Raw genomic sequence first — 19,583 nt, 5'->3', positions numbered from 1 at the left:
AGAACGAGAGAGGTTGCTATGCTGAGCAGAGTAGCTGAGTCCGTATATTGGATGAACCGATATATGGAGAGGGCGGAGAATTATTCCCGCTTCATTGACGTAAATTTTCAATTGTCCCTGGATCTAAACGAAGACGTAAACAGACAGTGGATGCCTCTCGTATTTACGACGGGCGACAACGAGCTCTTTCAAAAAAAGTTCGCGGAAGCTTCGAAAGAAAACGTGATCCATTTTATGACTTTCGATACCGACAATCCGAATTCGATTATCAATTGTCTTGTAAGGGCGAGAGAAAACGCGAGAACAATTCGGGAGAATATTTCCACGCCGATGTGGGAAGTAATCAACGAATTCTATCTCAACTTTAAATCGAAAAAACATTTTTCCGATACGGATCTTTCCGCGTTAGGCGAATTCTTTAAGACCATCCGAAATCAGTGTCTTCTTTTTTACGGATGTCAAGAGGCCACGATCTCGCAAGACGAGGTCTGGTATTTCGCTCAGTTGGGAAGGTTTTTGGAAAGAGCCGATAAAACGGCTCGTATCCTGGATATGAAGTATTTTATTCTTCTTCCTTCGCATGACGTGGGTTCCAATTTGGATCTTCTTCAATGGCTTTCCCTTTTGAAGTCGACGAGCGCACACGAGATGTTCAATCGGATCTATCAAAAAATCACTCCGAAAAACATCGCAGAATTTTTGATTCTCGACAGACAGTTTCCGAGGGCGGTGCGTTTTTCCCTAAGAAAAATCTTCGAAAGTCTAAAACTTCTGAGCGGAACCGATATGGACGAATATTCCTGCGAAGCTGAAAAAAGAGTAGGGGTCTTATTGTCCGAGCTCAGTTATACTTCGGTCGATGAGATTTTCAGCTCCGGAATGCACGAATATCTGGATCGTCTTCAACTTCAGATCAACGGGATTCACGATCGAATCGATGAACGTTACTTTCGATTGTAATCGAAGTTTTTTTGGAATCGATACTTAGGCGGAAAACATTCTATGTCCATTCGAGTAGCTCTTACGCACGAAACGATCTATCAGTATGATAAAAAGATTACGCTCTCTCCTCATGTGATTCGTCTTCGTCCGGCGCCTCATTGTAAGACGAATATCGTTTCCTATTCCTTAAAGGTGGAACCCGAAAAACAATTTCTAAATTGGCAACAGGATCCCTTTGGAAATTTTCAAGCAAGACTAGTTTTTCAGGAAAAAACCGACAAACTTTCGGTTCTCGTCGATCTGATCGCGGATATGAAGGTCATCAATCCTTTCGACTTTTTTGTGGAAGCCTACGCCGAGGATTATCCTTTCGAATATGAGGAAATTCTAAAATTACAATTGGCTCCCTATCTGACTCCCTCCGAAAACGGAACACTTTTGCAATCTTATCTTAAAACTTTAAGAGCCGACGGGATCACCGAAAAAAAAAGGATCATCGATTTTATCGTCGAGCTCAATCGAAGAATTTCGTCTGACATCGGTTATATCATTCGGTTGGAGCCGGGAGTCCAGACCTGCGAGGATTCTCTTCAGAAAAGAATGGGTTCTTGTCGAGATTCTTCTTTTTTGCTGGTTCAGATTCTGAGACATTTCGGTTTGGCTGCACGGTTCGTCTCCGGTTATCTCATCCAGTTGAAAGCGGATCAAACTCCTTTGGAAGGTCCGAAAGGTCCTGAGAAAGATTTTACCGATCTGCATGCATGGGCGGAGGTTTTTCTACCGGGTGCGGGTTGGGTGGGAATGGATCCCACTTCCGGACTTCTCACCGGAGAAGGTCATATTCCGTTAGCCGCAACACCGGAACCGATGAGTGCGGCGCCTATCTTCGGTTATGCGGACCCGGCAGAGACAAAGTTTGAGTTTAGAATGGAGGTCGAAAGAATTTTAGAAAGTCCTCGGGTCACACTTCCATACGCGGAATCCAAATGGAACGATATTCTTAGAAGGGGCAAAGCTCTCGATCATAAGATAAAAGATCTCGGACTGAAAATTTCAATCGGCGGAGAACCGACCTTTATTTCCGACGAAGACCGAGAAGGTTCGGAATGGAATCACGAGGCTCTCGGAGAGGAGAAGTTTAGGCTTTCCAAAGAACTTATGTTTCGTTTGAAGAAGGACTTTACCGCGGGTTCTCTTTTGCAATTCTCCCAAGGAAAATGGTATCCGGGAGAACCGCTTCCTCGTTGGAGTATGAATTGTCTTTGGAGAAAGGACGAGGTTCCGCTATGGAACGACGATTCTCTTTTGATAGACACTCCCGATTCTCCAAAAAAGAAAAAGGAAGAGATCGATCCGCACAAAGCTTCGGAAACTCTGGCGTGTGCGATTTGTAGAACTCTCGGAATCGATCTTTCGTATATGATTCCGATGTATGAAGATAATCTTTATTATCTTTGGAAGGAAGCCAATCTTCCCTTTGAGCTCGAAAAAAAACTTGCTACCGCGTTCGATACTCTGGAAAGACAGAGACTGCTCAAGGTTTTGGACAAGGGTTTTAAAAAGGAAGTCGCTTTTGCTATTCCAGTATATTATAATTATGTAAATAATGAGTGGGAAAGTTCGGTTTGGGATTTCAGAAGGGAAAAACTTTTTTTGATTCCCGGAGATTCTCCGGCGGGTCTTAGGATTCCGTTTTCTTCTATCAGCGATCGTTTTCGAGAAATTCCCGAATTTACTTCGATTGAAAAAAAAGACAAACTTCCTTCTCGAAAAGTTTTGGAGGAAAAAATCCGAAAGAGGGTGGATTCCTCCCCTAAGATGTTTGGAGAAAAGGAATTGCCGATTCAGTCCACTCTCGTTGTGGAAGTGAGGGACGGAATTCTACACGTATTTTTACCTCCGGTTCCTACGTCTGACGTTTGGGTCGATCTCATCGCAAGCGTCGAACAGGCGACTCTTGCTTCCGGTTTTCAAGTGCGTCTCGAAGGTTACGAGCCGGCGAGCGATTCAAGAATCGGACTTTTTAGAATCACTCCGGATCCGGGCGTAATCGAAGTGAATTTGCATCCCTCTACTTCGTTCGCCGAACTTGAAAACAAAACAAAAATTCTTTATAAAAGAGCGTCGGAAACAAAACTCAGCACTGAAAAATTTCAAGTCGATGGAAGGGCTTCCGGAACGGGCGGCGGGAATCATATCACGGTAGGAGCTTTGACTCCGGAAGAAAGTCCGTTTTTAATGCGACCGGATCTTTTGAGAAGTCTCGCGACGTATTGGCAACACCATCCTTCTCTTTCGTATTTGTTCTCGGGTTTGTTTATCGGAACCACTTCGCAATCTCCTCGGATGGACGAAGGAAGAGAGGATATTCTTTATGAATTCGAAGTCGCTTGTAGACAAGTTGACAATTTGGAAAGCGTTCCTCCTTGGCTCGTGGATCGTCTTTTCCGAAATCTGCTAGTTGATATCACGGGTAACACTCATCGTTCCGAAATCTCCATCGATAAACTCTATTCTCCAACCGGCTCCACTGGTCGTTTGGGTCTTGTGGAATTCCGCGCGTTTGAAATGCCGCCTCACTATAAGATGAGCGTCGTGCAGCAGATGTTCGTTCTTTCCCTGTTGTGCCGTTTTTGGGAGAAACCTTACAAACACGCGCCGATCCGAAGAGGAACCGAACTTCACGATAAGTATCTTCTTCCGTTTTATGTCTGGGAGGATTTTAAGGACGTTCTCAGAGATCTAAAAGAGAACGGTTATCCTTTTTACGAAGACGACTTTATTCCATTTTTTGAATTTAGATTTCCTGAATATGGTCACATTCAAAAGGATACGATCAGGGTCGAAATAAGAATGGCGTTGGAACCCTGGGACGTTTTAGGGGAAGAGGCCAATTCTTTCGGAACTTCCAGGGCCGTCGATGCGGCTTTGGAAAGAATTCAAGTCAAAGTGGACGGATGGACTGAAGGCCGGTATATTCTTTCGTGTAACGGCTACGAAGTTCCTCTGAGGGCGACCGGAAAAAACGGAGAAGCCGTCGCCGGAGTTCGGTTCAAGGCCTGGGCTCCCGTTTTTACTCTTCATCCGAATCTTCCGATCACAAATCCTCTGGTTTTCGATCTCTGGGACACTTGGAGCGAACGGTCGATCGGCGGTTGTAAATATTTTATTTCCCACCCTGGCGGAAGATCGTATGATACGTTTCCGGTTAATTCTTTCGAAGCGGAGAGCAGAAGAATCAGTCGTTTTTCGGATCAGGGACATACGGCCGGAGCTACGAGTCGTCCGAAGAATCTTGCACATCCGCATTCTCCATTTACCTTGGATCTGCGTCTGGCGCCCGGTCCCGGTTGGAAAAAAAAGACTCCGTAAAGAATCGCCAAAATGTAAGGACTTTGAAAGATGGTTCAGAATTTTATGGTCAACCCAACCAACGCAAGATTGAATCTGCGGGAAGGATACAACCCGAATCCGTCCATCTATGACGAATTGTATGACGGAGAAGGCAAACTTAGGACAAAATACGAATTCTTAATCAACTCTCTTGAATCCTTATCTCCGGAAGAATTGGTTCGAAGAAAAAGAGATTCGCTTCGAATTCTTCAGGAAAACGGTGTGACGTATAACGTCTATGAAGAACCCGGCGCCGTCGAACGTCTCTGGTCCTTGGATCTTTTTCCGGTTCTGATGGAAAGTAAGGAATGGGAAGGTGTTGAAAGAGGACTCGTTCAAAGAGCGGAACTTTTGGATGCGCTTTTTAAGGACGTCTACGGGCCGCGTAAATTATTCTATGATAAAAAAATTCCACCCGAGATTCTTTTTAGTTCACCGGATTTTCTAAGACAGTGCAACGGTTTCGGTCATTCGACTTCGAACGAACTCTGTTTTATGGCTTCCGATTTGGCGAGACAAGAGAACGGGAATTTTGTCGTTCTTGGGGATAGAATCCAAGCTCCAAGCGGTTCCGGTTATTCTCTGGAGAATCGGATCGTTCTTTCCAGAATTTTTCCTTCGATCTACAGGGATTCCCAAGTGCATAGAGTCGCACTTTATTTTCGTTCTTTGCGAAAGGCTTTGCAGTCCTTATCGAAGGTTCAAGAAAGAGAACCCGTCATCGTTTTATTAACTCCCGGCGCAGGAAATGAAACCTACTTTGAACACGCGTATCTCGCGGGTTACTTAGGTTTTACCCTTGCACAAGCCGAAGACTTAACCGTAAGAAATAATTTCGTTTTTATCAAAACTGTCGAAGGTCTGCAGCAAGTCGACGTGATCTTTCGAAGAGTTGTGGACTTATACATGGATCCTCTCGAACTCAAAGGAGATTCTCTTTTGGGTGTACCAGGAATTTTGAATGTGATTCGGGAAGGAAACGTCCGTGTTGCAAATCCGATCGGTTCCGGTTTTTTGGAGAATCGGGCGATCCATCCGTTCTTATCCTCTCTTTGCAGATATTATCTTTCGGAAGATCTGATTTTGCCTAACGTGAGAACCCTTTGGATGGGAAATTCGGAATCTAGACAGGAAGTTTTGGATTATCCGGATCGATTCGTATTCAAACGTGCGGTTCGAGATCCGATGGAGCCTGGTGTTTTTCTTTCTTCCATTCCCAATAGCGAAAGAGAAAGAATCTGGAAAAAACTTTTTGCTCATCCGGAAAAATACGTAGCTCAGGAAATCGTAAACGGTTCCACTTGTCCGGTTCTTTCGGGTGAAAGTTTTATCCAGGGAAGATCGGTGTTTCGGGCGTTTACGACTCTATCGGAAAACGGTTATATGACGATGTCCGGAGGTTTGGTAAGAGTCACCGAGAACGTTAACGATCTTGTGGTCACCAATCAAACCGGCGCTATCTCTAAGGATCTTTGGATCCTGGCTTCGGAAGAGAAAAAAGACGTCACTCTTCTTCCCGGAAAGACCGAAAGAATGCAGATCAGACGGAGCGGGGCCGGTATTCCGAGCAGGGTCGCGGACAATATGTTCTGGATGGGACGTTATGCGGAACGTTCGGAAAACCAGGCGAGATTGTTACGCGAAGTCATTTTGAATATGATTCATATGGACGAACCGTATGAAAAGGACCACGTCCAACTTCTCCTTCAGATCGCGACTCACGTTACGGCGACGTATCCCGGATTTTTACAACTGAATTTGGAAGATCCGTTGAACGGCGCGCGAGAACAGATGTTTTCTCAAGTTTTCTCTCAACAACAGACTGGGAGTATTCGTTCGGATCTGAACGCCTATGTTAGATCATCCAAGTCTGTGAGAGATCGACTTTCGGAAGACAGCCGGTACATTCTTTCCATGATCGAAGCGGACGACTCTTTTAAATACGGTTCTTACGATGAGATCTTAGAATATCTGATCCTTTTGATCACAAGACTTGCTTCCATGTCCGGTCTCGGTATCGAGAGTATGTCCCGGGAAACAGGCTGGTATTTTATGAATATCGGGAAACGGATCGAAAGAGCTTCTTACACGATCCGACTTGTGACGACGGTTTTAAACCAATCCACTCTGTATAACAAAAGTATGTTCGAAGCCTTGTTGAATATCAACGATATCAAGATCACTTATAGAAGAAGATATAGATATAGAATCGAAGCCGAATCCGTTTTGGATATTCTTCTTTTTGACGAAACTAACCCGAGATCCTTGGCTTATCAATTGCGTAAACTCGGAGAATACGTTTCCTATCTTCCTCACTCCGAAAAAGAAGAGGCGACCGCGGAGGAAAGAATCGTCTCCGAGGTTCGGAATCGATTTATCCAAGAGGATGCAAAACGTCTTTTTGAATACGTAAATCCTTCTTTGAGCATCGTAAGATGGTTGAACGATATCAACTATCAGATCGCTTCCTTATCCGATTCGATCAGCGCAAGATATTTCCGTTACCTGGAAGAACAGATTCAGCTTGGAGATTACAACGATGGCTGATTACACAGTAAAACACGTTACCCGATACAGCTATCAAGAAGAAGTTTCCCACTGTCATAATCTCGCGCATATGTGTCCTGGGACCAATCGCCATCAGGATTGTAAGGATCTCAAGCTGAGGGTTCATCCGGGGCCTTCCGTCTCCGGTTATAGAAAGGATTATTTTGGGAATTTGGTATATTCATTTTCCGTTGAGGACTCACATCAATCCTTGGAGATCGTTTCAGAAAGTCGGGTGAGCACACATCCTATCGATTATGGAGATTTGAATCATTCTCCGAGGGTTTCCGAAATTCCTTCACTTTTGGCCGCTTCACATTTAAGAGAGGATTTGGAAGCGCTGGAATACATCGCGGACTCGGCGTTTGCAATCCGAGATCCTCTTTTTGCAAAGTTTGCGATGGAGATGATGGATTTTGAAAAACCGCTTTTACAAGCCGTGATGGATTATACGATTCAATTCTATCAATCGTTTGAATTTAAAGCCGGCGCTACCACGATACAAACTCCGCCTGCTCAAGTTTTGAAAAATCGAAAAGGGGTTTGTCAAGACTTCACACATCTTTCGATCGCCGCATTGAGAAGTGTTGGCATTCCTTGTCGATACGTTTCCGGGTATATAGAAACCTTTCCTCCTCCTGGTCAGACCAAGCTCCAAGGTTCGGACGCGTCACACGCTTGGTTTTCTATCTATTCTCCCGGGATCGGTTGGGTGGATTACGATCCAACAAACGGAAAAATGTTAAGCGAAGAATACATCTTTACTTCTATCGGTCGAGATTTTGCGGATGTCTCTCCTCTCAAAGGAATTCTATTCGGAGGCGGAAAACACAAATTAAAAGTCGAAGTCGATGTGATTCGAGAAGGGTAACAGATTGTTTCCTTTTTTGAATCGATATCCATTACGCGTAATTTCTTTTTGCATTCGATAAGAAAGTTTAGCGAATGAAATGAGACAAAATCTTAAGGCAGGAAAAATAAGTTTTTGGGCTTTTTGGTTTGTGTGCGCGGTATTGCTCTCGTCGTATCGTTGATGTGGTTTTTATGAAGGCGTTTATGCGAACTTCGTGAAGGTCCGGGCTTGGCAGATAGGATTGAAAAACTCGGTGTTTATGCGAACTTCGTGAAGGTTGGGCTTGCGAGGATTGAAAAACTCGGCGTTTATACGAACTTCGTGAAGGTTGGGCTTGGTGCGGGGGTTGAAAAACTCGGCGTTTATACGAACTTCGTGAAGGTCCGGGCATGGTGCGGGGATTGAAAAGCTCGGCGTTTATGCGAACTTCGTGAAGGTCCGGGCTTGGTGCGGGCGGGATTGAAAAAACCCGGTGTTTATGCGAACTTCGTGAAGTTCCGGGCTTGGTGCGGGGATTGAAAAACTCGGTGTTTATGCGAACCTCGTGAAATTGCCGGGCTTGGTGCGGGGGTTGAAAAACCCGGCGTTTATGCGAACTTCGTGAAATTGCCGGGCTTGGTGCGGGGGTTGAAAAACCCGGCGTTTATGCGAACTTCGTGAAGTCTTTTTCATTGTGTAAGATAGGCACGGAAATTCGTAGATGGAATATAATGAGCATGAAAAGAAACGAATGCTAAAAATTGCTAAAAGGATACTTATATGCATTGTTCGAAATAGAGCAGAGGAGATGGAAACGATCGATCTCAATCTGTCCTTAAATAATGACCTAGGACTACATGGAGATGATGTTGATGATCTATTGAACGATATTAATCGCTACATAGAGATAGATTGGTCATCCCTTAACTTCAAAGAATATTTTTACGAAGAGGGTGATATTTCATTCCGGCGTGGATTCTTTCTCTTTTTGTATTTACCATTTTTTCTCTTGAGCTTGATCATCGAGCGAATCCTAAAATTCTTTAGAATTGATTCCGGTTTTTATGCCTACAAGATTAGTTACTTTAATAAAAATAAGAGGCCGTTTGTAGTCGGTGATTTGATAATCGCCGCGTACTCGGGAAAATGGGAGAATTTATCTTCTCGTTCCATTCCAGTCGAAGCTGAACTTAAATATTGGCAAAGTAAGTTCCAAACCAGATTTGAGAGGAAGTATCGAAGAAAGAAGTAACTACTCTTTGCTCCTGCCAGTTACGTCCTGCAGATCCGTGCTCGCGAAGGGTTGGATACATTGTTTAACGCTTCGGTTCGAGAGGTGTATCGATGTAAGTTTGGAGACTTCATGGCAAACCCTAAGCAAAGGAACTTGACGCCAATGTAGAGGGTCTCTTTTTTAAGCGACAGGATGGAGAGAATTTATCAATGAAAAAAAAGATAATCTTATTTCTATTCTCTCTCGCAGGCGCCTTAGTTTTAATTTTAAGTCTGGATTATTCGGGATTCTTAAATTTAAAAATTGGAAGAGGAGGGAAACAAACTGTAGAAGATGTTATGGAGAGAATCGGGGCGCGAATCGAATTCAAATATCAAAATTTATTTAGAACTTCACAAGTTGAGTTTCCGCCGAACGCATTGTTGCTTATCGTTTATAAAGAGGAAAAGATATTAGAGTTGTGGGGAAAATCGAACTCGGATTTTAAACGGATTACGAGTTATAGAATCAGGAAGGCAAGCGGACTTCCTGGTCCTAAATTATTAGAAGGGGATCAGCAAGTTCCGGAAGGAATATACGATATCATTGGACTGAATCCGAATAGTCGTTTCCATCTTTCCTTAAAATTGGATTACCCAAATAGCTATGATAAAGAAAAAGCATTAATAGACGGGCGCGTCACATTAGGCGGAGATATTTTTATTCATGGGAAGGACGTATCCATAGGATGTTTGGCAATGGGGGATGACGTTGCGGAAGAATTGTTTGCATTGGTAGCCAAAGTCGGGAAAGAAAATGTAAGAGTAATTATTTCACCCAACAAGAACGTACTTAAAATTAAGGATCATAACTATCCATTTTGGATAGATGATTTATATTCTCGAATCCGTTTTGCAATCAAGAACAAAAATAGCATGGCTACAATTTGATGATCTATAGCGATCGTTCAAAGGAGGTAAATCATTCTTCTTTTATTCTCCAAAAAAAAGTTTAAACGTTACTGGTGCGAAAAATCAAATCGATTTTCTAAAACGAATGTAAAAGGGGTCATAGCCCATTTTTTTCCAGAAAGAAACGGCATTTTCATTTTCGGAAATTGCTCTCAATTCTACGCTTTGAAAACCTTGTTCCTTTGCCCAGGATTCGCAAGAAAGGATAAGAGGTTTCATAAACCCTGACTTTTGTTTTCCTCGTTTTGTAACTGCTAAATCGATAAAAAGAGTTTTGTTTTCTTCTAAATAGGGTTTATCTTCCGTTCGGGCAATGAGGATGGAGACCAATTCTTCACCTAAGAAGCCGCCAAGAAGAAGCACTTTGCCGGTTCCTCGGAGTTTTAAGTAGACATCTATCATTTTGGTTCCGGCGCGTGGACGAATTTTAAAAATACCGTCTAACGTGAGAGAATTCACAAAACGGAAGAATTGATTTACGAGTTCGATCGCACTTTCTCTGTGTTCAGGGAGAAGGTTTGCGATTTGGAACGGCGCTACCACTTTTTTTATTTTTGCCATGGGATAAGAATTTTCTCTATCAAACGAGAAAGATAAACTAGAGAAAGATATTGAATTCCAACCTAGTTTCCCTTTCAAGAAGAAGTTTTTAAAGGAAGAACCTTTTTATTCGATGTCCCTCCTTTATTGGGTCAGAAGGTGTTTGATTTTTTTAAGAAATGGAAAGCAGAAATGAATCGATAGAACTTCAAATAACAATGAAAAGAAGAATAGGAAATAATATCCGGTTGTCGATTCTGACGCTACTTTTTTACGATGAAAATACTGATTCGCCTGGAGTTCCCGTAAGAGCAAAGTCGAAACTCCGATCGAAGAAATAAGACCAGAAATATGCGAAGTTCGTATAAACGCGGTCGGAACTCCTACTAAGAGCCCGCCCCTCTCGCTACTACACGAAGTTCGCCTAAACGCCGTCGGAACTCCTACCGAAGAAATATCCCTGCAACTTCACGAAGTTCGCCTAAACGCGGTCGGAACTCCTACCGAAGAAATATCCCTGCAACTTCACGAAGTTCGCCTAAACGCGGTCGGAACTCCTACCGAAGAAATATCCCCGCGACTACACGAAGTTCGCCTAAACGCCATCGGAGCTCCTATCGAAACACCATCCCCGCGACTTCACGAAGTTCGTATAAACCCCGTAGCAATTTCGACAACAATGCCGCTCGCGCGACTTCAGGAAGTTCGCATAAACGCCGTTGCAACTTCGACAACAATGCCTCTCACGTTACTTCGCGAAGTTCGCCTAAACGCGGTCGGAACTCCTACTAAGAGCCCGCCCCTCTCGCTACTTCACGAAGTTCGCCTAAACGCGGGGTCGCGACTCCGACAACAAAGCCCCTCTCGCTCCTACACGAAGTTCGCCTAAAAGCCATCGGAACTCCTACCGAAACACCATCCACGCCACTACACGAAGTTCGACTAAACGCGATCGGAACTCCTACTAAGAGCCCGCCCCTCTCGCTACTACACGAAGTTCGCCTAAACGCCATCGGAGCTCCTACCGAAACACCATCCACGCTGCTTCACGAAGTTCGTATAAACGCGGTCGGAACTCCGATCGAAAAACCATCCACGGTGCTTCACGAAGTTCGTATAAACGCGGTCGGAACTCCGATCGAAAAACCATCCACGGTGCTTCACGAAGTTCGACTAAACGCCGTCGGAACTCCTACTGAAGATCACCACCCGCGACTACACGAAGTTCGCCTAAACGCCGTCGGAACTCCGATCGAAAAACCATCCACGGTGCTTCACGATGTTCGCCTAAACGCCGTCGGAACTCCTACCGAAACACCATCCACGGTGCTTCACGAAGTTCGCCTAAACGCCATCGGAGCTCCTACCGAAGCACCATCCCCGCGACTACACGAAGTTCGCCTAAACGCGGTCGGAACCTCCTACCGAAACACCATCCCCGCGACTTCACGAAGTTCGTATAAACGCCGTCGGAACCTCCTACCGAAACACCACCCCGCGACTTCACGAAGTTCGCCTAAACACCATCCCCGCCGACTGACTGTACAAAAAAACGGCCCTTCTCAATCGGAAGAGCCGAATTCTTTGCAAAAAAAAATCTTACAATCTCTCAAACAACCAGGTCGCAAGTTTATCGACCGGAACTCTCTCTTGAGACATGCTGTCTCTTTCTCTTACGGTGACGGTATTATCCTTTAGAGTATCATAATCTACTGTTATACAAAAAGGAGTTCCTATCTCGTCCTGTCTTCTGTATCTTTTTCCGATCGCGCCGCCGTCGTCGTATTCAATGTTTCCGAGTTTGGAAAGATCGGCAAAGATCTCTCTGGATTTTTCAGGAAGACCGTCCTTTTTCATCAAAGGAAAAACCGCCGCTTTTACGGGAGCGATCTTCGGAGAAAAACGAAGAACGGTTCTTACTTCTCCGTCCGGAAGTTTTTCCTCTTCATAGGCGTCGGTTACGACCGCGAGAAAAAGACGATTCACGCCTAACGCGGGTTCTACGACAAAAGGAATAAACTTTTTATTCTGAACCTGGTCTTGATACTTCAGATCTTCTCCTGAAAATTTCTGATGTTGGTTTAGATCGTAGTCGGTTCTCGAAGCGATTCCCCAGAGTTCCCCCCAACCGAAGTTGTATTTGAATTCTATATCCGAAGTTCCTTCGCTGTAAAAAGACAATTCTTCCTTTTCGTGTTCTCTCACTCTCAGGTTTTCTTTTTTGATTCCCACCTGATCGGTGAGCCAATTCATACAATAACTTACCCAGTGATCGAACCATTCTTTCTGAGTTCCCGGTTCGCAGAAAAATTCCATCTCCATCTGTTCGAATTCTCTCGTCCGAAAGACGAACTGACGAGCCATGATTTCGTTTCGGAAAGACTTTCCGATCTGTGCGATTCCAAAGGGAATCTTTCTTCTGGTGGTGGAGACCACATTCTTAAAATTTAAAAAGATACCTTGTGCGGTTTCCGGACGAAGATAGATATCGAGTGCGTCTTCCGCGCTCGCGCCATGAGAAGTCTTGAACATCAGATTGAAGTCTCTCGCCTCGGTGAACGTTCCCCTTTGCCCGCAGTTCGGGCAGGCGAAATTGTTTTCCTTGATCACTTCGTTCATCTTTTCCAGGGTGAGGCCGGTCGCAAAACCTTCTCCCTTTTGGTCTTCTAGGAACTTGTCCGCGCGGATTCGGGTCTTACAGCTCTTACAATCGATCAATGGATCGGTAAAATTGGAAACGTGTCCGGATGCTTCCCAGACTTTTGGGTTGAGAAGAATGGAAGAATCCAGTCCGACGACGTCTTCTCTTAAGTGAACAAAATACTTCCACCAGAGTTGTTTTAGATTTTGGAGAAGTTCGACTCCGTAAGGACCGTAATCGAAGGTGTTTGAGAGTCCTCCGTAAATTTCAGAACCGGGATAAACAAACCCTCTACGTTTGCAGACGGATACGATTTCCTTCAAAGAGGAATCGAGACTTTCTTTCTTTTCCATGTGCCCAGGATTTTGCTCTGGATTCGGGAATAAAGTATTTTAATTCTCTCTTTGAAAGGATTTCTTGTTTGCCTACGCTCCTTGTTCGGGTCCAATGGTTGATAGAAATCCGTTTTGCAGCGTCCAAGGAGACCTTGCCTGAAAAAGAAACTAGTCATCTTCGGTGTCAATTTCTTGTCCTGGAGTTCCCCCTTTCTAGGTCTGGGAATCTTTTTTCCATTGGGGGTTCTTTTTTCCTTTCCCAAAGGAAAGGAAATCCGTTCTTCCGCGTTTGGATCTCTTCTCTTTCAGATCTTCTGTTGGAGTATTCTTTATCCTCTGGAAATATCCGCGATTCTCTTTCCGGTCGTAGAAGCCTTTGTCCGTTCTCTGGTGATGGAACTCGGGGAATGGTTGATCGGATTTTACGTCTTCCTGGGAATCATCATTCTTTTTTGGCATTCTTTTTCTCTAAAAAAGGAAAGGGAACGTCAGGCGAAATCGAACCGCGGCAAGGTGGTGGAAGAAGAAAAGATCGAAAGATTTCACTTTAAGATTCTTGTCCTTCTCGTCGCCGGTTATCTCACTTCCAGATTGGTTTTTCAAGATCCGTATCGTCTCGAATACGGTCAGCTGGGAATCGTAGAAGACAGCTTTCTCTATTTTTTCTCCGTTCTTATCGCGGGAGACACGCTCCTCAGCCGAGGCAAACCCTTCTTTCTTTTTCGAAGACCCTGGAGAATTTTTGAAAAACACGCGCGTGTCGCAAAGTTTTCAGGCTTTCAGGGAGAATGGGGTCGCAGGAAAGAAAAATACGCCAAGTTGAGAGATTGGATCTTTCCGGGATGGGGGCATATCTATCTTGGAAATCTCTGGAAAGGATTTTCGATTCTCTTTTTATTTCTTCTCTTACTTTTGTTTTTTGCGACGGCGTTCTTTTCTTGGCTCGAACCCGCGGATGGAATTCGTTTTCTCATGTCCATGGGTTTAAAACCGGGAATTCGAGATCAGAAATTTTTCGCGATCACCTCGAGTATCGTTCCGGCTCTTTTGGTTCTTACGGGAATCGTCGGGATCCATCTTCTTTCCCGATTTCTTCTCAATCGAACGATCAAAGCAAAGCCGGAATCCGAAGATACAAGTCCGAGAAACGTATTCATCAGCAATCTCTCCTACAGTATTCTTCTTCATATGATTTTGATTTCTCTGGTTCTGATCATTCCCGTAACCCTTCAGAGAAAGAAGGAACAAAAAGAACAGGAAAGACAAAGAACTCATTTTACTCCGGAGAATATGGAATTCTACTTTATCGATCCGAATCTTCCGAGCGAAATCGAAGGTTTGAACGGAGGAGTTGTATCCGGAACCGAAACCCCGACCCAGAAGGAAGGAGATAAAATTCCGGACGACAAGCCTGCGGACGAAGGAAGGGTCAAAGGAGAAGTCCGTCAGGTTCGAGGAAAAAAATTACCTTCGACCTATTCGAATTATATTTCCGCGAAGATGAGAGGTCCGGAATCCTTTATGGAATACTGGAGAAGGGCTCCTCGCAACTATTCTTCCGTGGTCGCTTATACGGTGACTCCGGACGGAGAAGTTGTGGACGTGGATCTTGTGGAAGCCTCCGGTTATCCTGAACAGGATCAGATGACCTTGGAACTCATAGAAAGTCTTTCTCCTCTCATGCCTCCTCCTGGCACGAAAGGTTATGTAAGAGTCACCGAACTTTTTTGGAACGGAAGCATCGATCCGGAAGCGATGCCCACGCCTCTTCAGAAAGAACTCGTGATGATGTATGACGGACGTTATATGGAGGAACTATGAGCGTAGACGTCGCACTCCTCGGGTTTCTTTCCATTCTTCCTTGGGGATTTTTTCTGATCCTTATTTTTCCGGGAAAGAACACACCGCAGAGAATTTTCCTAATTCTTCTTGCGATCTTTCTTGGTTATCTTTCCACGGAGATCGTCTTAAAATTACATCCGATCTTTTGGCCGGAGGTAAAGATGGCCGCTCCCAAACGGGCGGGGCATATTCTTACACAGACGGCTCATATCGCCTTCATCCAAGCGGGGATGATGGAAGAATTTTGTAAGGGAATTTTGATTCTTTTTGCGGGACTTCTTCTCGCCTTTGATTGGAAGACCTACACGTTTCGTAAAGAAATGGTTTTGATCGGTGGGTTTGTCGCGCTCGGATTTGCGGGAATCGAAAACGCGAACTATATCTTCAACGCAAAGGAAGAAGATAGAATCGCGATGTTTGTGGGACGCACGATTCGATCTTCGAACGCACACTTTCTTATCAATCTTTGTTTTGCTCTGGCCTTTGTGAAATCGAATCGGAAGGAACCAAAGGACAGACCGGTTTATCTTTTTTTAGCCTTTCTTCTCGCGGTCTCACAACACGGACTTTTTAACTTTTTTGTCCTTCCTCAATCTCGATTTGGAGGATGGCTTTCCACCGCGCTTTTTATCGGAATCTGGGTTTGGATCGTAAAAGACTTTCGGACTTTCATCTCTGAGGATGAAATCCTAGATGACAGTCCGGTCGAAGCGGAAATTTTGGATACGACCCGGGAAACAAGTTGAGATACAGAGAAATCATTCTTACCATACCGAAAGAAATCGCAGACGATTTTACAGACTTCTTAGATCAAGCGGGGGTCGCAGGCTACTACGAGATTCTCTTTGATCGGGAAGTTCCGCGCGCTCCAAACGAAGAGATCATCTCGGACGATACGAAGTTCCGCGTTTATTTGGCGGAAGAAGATAAGGAGAATGAAACCAAAATTCTCATCTTCTTAAAAGTAAACGCCGGAGAAAATTTCTTCTTAGAATCCCGTTGGATCGAAACCAAAGAATACGAAGAAGCCTATAAAGAATTTTATAAACCCTTTGTGATCGGCTCTTATCGTGTGATTCCGACCTGGGAAAAAGACATCGCAGTGAGCACGACACCTCCCGGGATCATTCCAATGCTCATCAATCCGGGACTCGCGTTTGGAACGGGACATCACGAAACCACAAGACTCGTTTTGGGAAGAATGGGAAGTCTCGGGCTTTCCGGCAAACGTGTGTTAGACGTGGGAACCGGTTCCGGGATCTTGAGCGTGGCGGCTGCAAAGTCGGGAGCTTCTCATATTCTCGCGGTGGATATCGATCCAAACGGTGTGAGGTCGGCGACCTTCAATCGGGACGACAATGAGATTTCACCGGAGATTTTAGTGGTGGAAGAGGGCGGTTTCGATTTTGAACCGATCCAAAAAGAAGAATGGGATCTATTGATCGCAAACATCACCTTCGCGGTATTAAAAGCGAATATTCAAAAAATTGCATCTGTAAAAACAAATCATTTTCTCTTTAGCGGCGTGATCACCGAGAGAAAGGAAGAATTCTTAAAACTCCTCGCGGAAGTTGTGGGCGGAGAAGGGATTTTCTTTCAGGAAGACACAGGCTGGGAATTGATCGAATGGAAAAGAAAAGGATAAACCGATGAAACACTACGACGTATTCGGAGTCGGAAACGCACTCGTGGATATTTTAGTTCCTACGGAAGACGTATTTATCAAACGTCTGGGATTCGACAAAGGGATCATGACCCTTGTGGACGCGGAAAAACAGGCGGAAGTTTTGACGGCGCTGGAAGGAAGTAAAAGAGAACTTCGTTCCGGGGGAAGCGCGGCCAATACGATGATCGCGATCGCAAACTCGGGTGGAACCGGAACTTATACCGGAAAGGTTTCAAAAGACACCTACGGAGAATTTTATAAAAAGGACATGGAAGAGGCCGGAATCTTTTTCGAAGTCGCCCCCGAAGACAAAGGGCATACAGGAACCTGTGTGGTTCTCACCACTCCGGACGCGGAGAGAACGATGTTGACGCACTTGGGGATTTCCATCACATTACAAAAATCAGATATAGACGTTGAAAAATTAAAAACATCAAAGATTTCTTATATAGAAGGATATCTCTGGGACGGACCCGGAACCAAAGAAGCTTCGCTTTTGACGATGGAAGAATCCAAAAAGAACGGAGTCAAAGTCGCCTACACATACAGCGATCCGTTTTGTGTGAATCGTTCCAGAGAGGACTTTATTCGTTTAACAAAAGACTACTTTGATATCGTATTCTGCAACGCGGAAGAGGCAAAGGCGCTTTCTCAAAAAGAAGACAAACAGGAAGCCCTCAAATTTATCGCGGGTCTTGCTCCTCTCGTATTTATGACCGATTCTGCAAACGGCGCTTTTTTTGCGGAGAACGGAACGATCTCCCACGTGGAAGGATTTCCGGTAAAACCTCTCGACACAACGGGAGCCGGAGACTGTTTTGCGGCGGGTGTTCTTTATGGACTGACCCAAGGTTACAGTCTGCAAAGGGCGACCCGTTGGGGAAACTACGTCGCTTCCAGAATCGTCCAAGAAATCGGACCTAGGCTCGGAATCAAATTGATGGGAAGGCAAGACGAGATTCTAAAATAGGAATTAGGTCGCTTGAACTCAACGCAAAGTTTTCCTATGGGTCGCTTGAACTCAACGCAAAGCTTTCCTATGGGTCGCTTGAACTCAACGCAAAGCTTTCCTATGGGTCGCTTTGCGGGGGGAAAGGCTTCCCCCTCGCTTCAGCCGCAAAATGCGGCTTTCGCTCCCCCCTTCTCCGGGGGAATTAAACTCAGTGAGTGCCCGGACCCGATCTTTTCGCAAATTAAGGGAACTTTAGAATGAGACTTTTGAAGAAATTGAAATTAATTTTTAGTATATTCTAAAAATGGAATTCAATTTCTTCTATTTTTATTCTCGTTGTTCAAGGTGTAAAAAGATTTTTTTACAGAGAATGGATAGTATTGCGAGCCTATTTGTTTGAAGAAATACTGTTAGAGTTCCTACTTTAAAGTTACCGTGAAAATTTTTCTGCGGTTGACCTATAGGAAATGACGCGCTGAGTTCCCAAAAACAACATACCCTTAGCCACAAGTTGAGAAAGTTATTTAGAAACGATGACACCCAAATCGATCTCTTTGTAGGAGTTCCGACAAAAGGGAGAGGAAACTTTTTACTTGCAAGGATACGTTTTTTCTGATAGAGAAAAATCTCCCGGAGTTTTCCACCTCCCGCCCCTCCACCCAATACCCTGTTGAAAAAGAGGTGCAATATTTACGAACCTGCTAGATTAGCACAATGGCAAAGTTCAAGAATACAGACCCGAATCAGCTAAGGATGCATGTTTTAGACTTTCATGAATTGTTCGGAGAAGGACATCCGATCCATGGATTTAAGAAAGTCATGGAACGTTTAGATTTTGAGGATTTTGAGAAAAATTATCAAAATGACGAAACGGGAAGACCTGCGATTTTTCCGAAGAAAGTAATTTCGGCCCTTTTCTATTCCATCTTAATCGGCAATCTTTCGATGAGAGAACTCTGCAGGTTATCGAAACTCAGGGCCGAGCTGATCTATCTTTTGGATGGAGAAGAATTGGATCATACATTTATTTCCAAGTTTCGAAAAGTTCATAAAAATGAAATCGAGGATCTATTTTCCCAGACGGTATTTCTTGGATATGAAAGCGGCTTTATCGACTTTGAAACGATTTCGATCGACGGAACAAAGATCAAGGCAAACGCCAATCCGGACGATCTTGGAGACTTAAAAAGATTTGAGAAGAGGCTGAAACAAATCGAAGAAGTTAGTAAAACCAAATTCAAAGAATGGGAGAAGTCTGCAGATTTAGAACATTCTAAAATTCAAAAAAAGAAAAAAGAATTAGAACGGAAAACAGACAAGTTAAAGGAAGCGGTAGAATTCTTAAAAAAGCACAAAGACCGTCGTCGGATTCATCTCTTTGAGAGAAATTGCGATCTACAGAAAAAAGGAAACGGCTTTCTCGTAGGTTACAACGCTCAGGCGGCGGTCGATTGCAAATCCAACATGATCGTCTCACAGTGTGTTGAGACAGGACAATCGGATACTCAGTTTGCGGAAAAGATGATTCAAAAGGTAGAAACTTCTTATTCTTCTTTAAAATCAAAGGAGGAAGATTCAAGAAGAATTCAATACGTCTTGGATGCAGGTTATGCGAGTGAAGCAAACTTTCGCAGTTTAAAAGACTTCGATCTTTACTGTCCGGATCAGAGAATCACAAGATTATTTCAATCTGGGAAAATTCCTAAAAT

Annotated in this window: 14 protein-coding genes; 12 read left to right on the top strand and 2 right to left on the bottom strand. The window is 44.2% G+C overall.

Annotation, left to right across the window (positions count from 1 at the left end; genetic code table 11):
- Positions 1 to 18: 18 nt before the first annotated feature.
- The 7 genes from JWG44_RS07740 (at position 19) to JWG44_RS07710 (ending at position 9,877) form a co-directional block, all read left to right on the top strand.
- Positions 19 to 960: an alpha-E domain-containing protein gene (locus JWG44_RS07740; RefSeq protein ID WP_205274392.1), complete on the top strand. Its 942-nt coding sequence runs from the start codon at positions 19 to 21 to the stop codon at positions 958 to 960.
- A 42-nt stretch (positions 961 to 1,002) separates the two neighbouring features.
- A complete protein-coding gene (locus tag JWG44_RS07735) occupies positions 1,003 to 4,314 on the top strand; it encodes a transglutaminase family protein (protein WP_205274391.1) in 3,312 nt (1,103 codons plus the stop codon).
- Between the two features lie 30 nt (positions 4,315 to 4,344).
- Entirely contained in the window at positions 4,345 to 6,882 is a 2,538-nt protein-coding gene (locus tag JWG44_RS07730; RefSeq protein ID WP_205274390.1) for a circularly permuted type 2 ATP-grasp protein, read from the top strand.
- A complete protein-coding gene (locus tag JWG44_RS07725; RefSeq protein WP_205274389.1) occupies positions 6,875 to 7,753 on the top strand; it encodes a transglutaminase family protein in 879 nt (292 codons plus the stop codon). The genes JWG44_RS07730 and JWG44_RS07725 overlap by 8 nt, the downstream gene beginning before the upstream one ends.
- A gap of 210 nt (positions 7,754 to 7,963) precedes the next feature.
- Positions 7,964 to 8,140 carry a hypothetical protein gene (locus JWG44_RS07720; RefSeq protein ID WP_205274388.1) on the top strand — a complete coding sequence of 59 codons (177 nt, stop codon included), beginning with the start codon at positions 7,964 to 7,966 and terminating at the stop codon, positions 8,138 to 8,140.
- Positions 8,141 to 8,435: 295 nt separating this feature from the next.
- Positions 8,436 to 8,966 (top strand): DUF1493 family protein, encoded by a 531-nt coding sequence (locus JWG44_RS07715; RefSeq protein WP_205274387.1) that lies wholly within the window; start codon positions 8,436 to 8,438, stop codon positions 8,964 to 8,966.
- A 191-nt stretch (positions 8,967 to 9,157) separates the two neighbouring features.
- Entirely contained in the window at positions 9,158 to 9,877 is a 720-nt protein-coding gene (locus JWG44_RS07710) for a L,D-transpeptidase family protein (RefSeq protein ID WP_205274386.1), read from the top strand.
- Positions 9,878 to 9,961: 84 nt separating this feature from the next.
- On the opposite strand, the gene JWG44_RS07705 is transcribed toward JWG44_RS07710, so the two are convergent.
- A complete protein-coding gene (locus JWG44_RS07705; protein ID WP_205274385.1) occupies positions 9,962 to 10,459 on the bottom strand; it encodes a GNAT family N-acetyltransferase in 498 nt (165 codons plus the stop codon).
- 1,578 nt (positions 10,460 to 12,037) lie between these two features.
- Positions 12,038 to 13,432, bottom strand: coding sequence for a glycine--tRNA ligase (locus JWG44_RS07700; RefSeq protein WP_205274384.1), 1,395 nt, complete (start codon positions 13,430 to 13,432; stop codon positions 12,038 to 12,040).
- 174 nt (positions 13,433 to 13,606) lie between these two features.
- Here JWG44_RS07700 and JWG44_RS07695 point away from each other — a divergent pair, with 174 nt between their 5' ends.
- The 5 genes from JWG44_RS07695 to JWG44_RS22250 all read left to right on the top strand — a co-directional run.
- Complete coding sequence (locus tag JWG44_RS07695) at positions 13,607 to 15,235, top strand: energy transducer TonB family protein (RefSeq protein ID WP_205274383.1); 1,629 nt, start codon at positions 13,607 to 13,609, stop codon at positions 15,233 to 15,235.
- A complete protein-coding gene (locus tag JWG44_RS07690; protein WP_205274382.1) occupies positions 15,232 to 16,002 on the top strand; it encodes a PrsW family glutamic-type intramembrane protease in 771 nt (256 codons plus the stop codon). The genes JWG44_RS07695 and JWG44_RS07690 overlap by 4 nt, the downstream gene beginning before the upstream one ends.
- The gene (locus JWG44_RS07685; protein ID WP_205274381.1) at positions 15,999 to 16,901 is read left to right on the top strand and encodes a 50S ribosomal protein L11 methyltransferase; all 903 of its coding nucleotides are present in this window, start codon (positions 15,999 to 16,001) and stop codon (positions 16,899 to 16,901) included. Before JWG44_RS07690 ends, JWG44_RS07685 begins: the two co-directional genes overlap by 4 nt.
- A 4-nt stretch (positions 16,902 to 16,905) precedes the next feature.
- Positions 16,906 to 17,892: an adenosine kinase gene (locus JWG44_RS07680; protein ID WP_205274380.1), complete on the top strand. Its 987-nt coding sequence runs from the start codon at positions 16,906 to 16,908 to the stop codon at positions 17,890 to 17,892.
- Between the two features lie 696 nt (positions 17,893 to 18,588).
- A partial coding sequence (locus JWG44_RS22250; protein ID WP_232371544.1) for a transposase occupies positions 18,589 to 19,583 on the top strand: 995 nt, incomplete at its 3' end.

Source organism: Leptospira ainazelensis (assembly GCF_016918785.1).
Taxonomy (GTDB): Bacteria; Spirochaetota; Leptospiria; order Leptospirales; family Leptospiraceae; genus Leptospira; species Leptospira ainazelensis.
The sequence above is the reverse complement of the archived record's forward strand: the minus strand, read 5'-3'. Positions and strand labels throughout refer to the sequence as shown.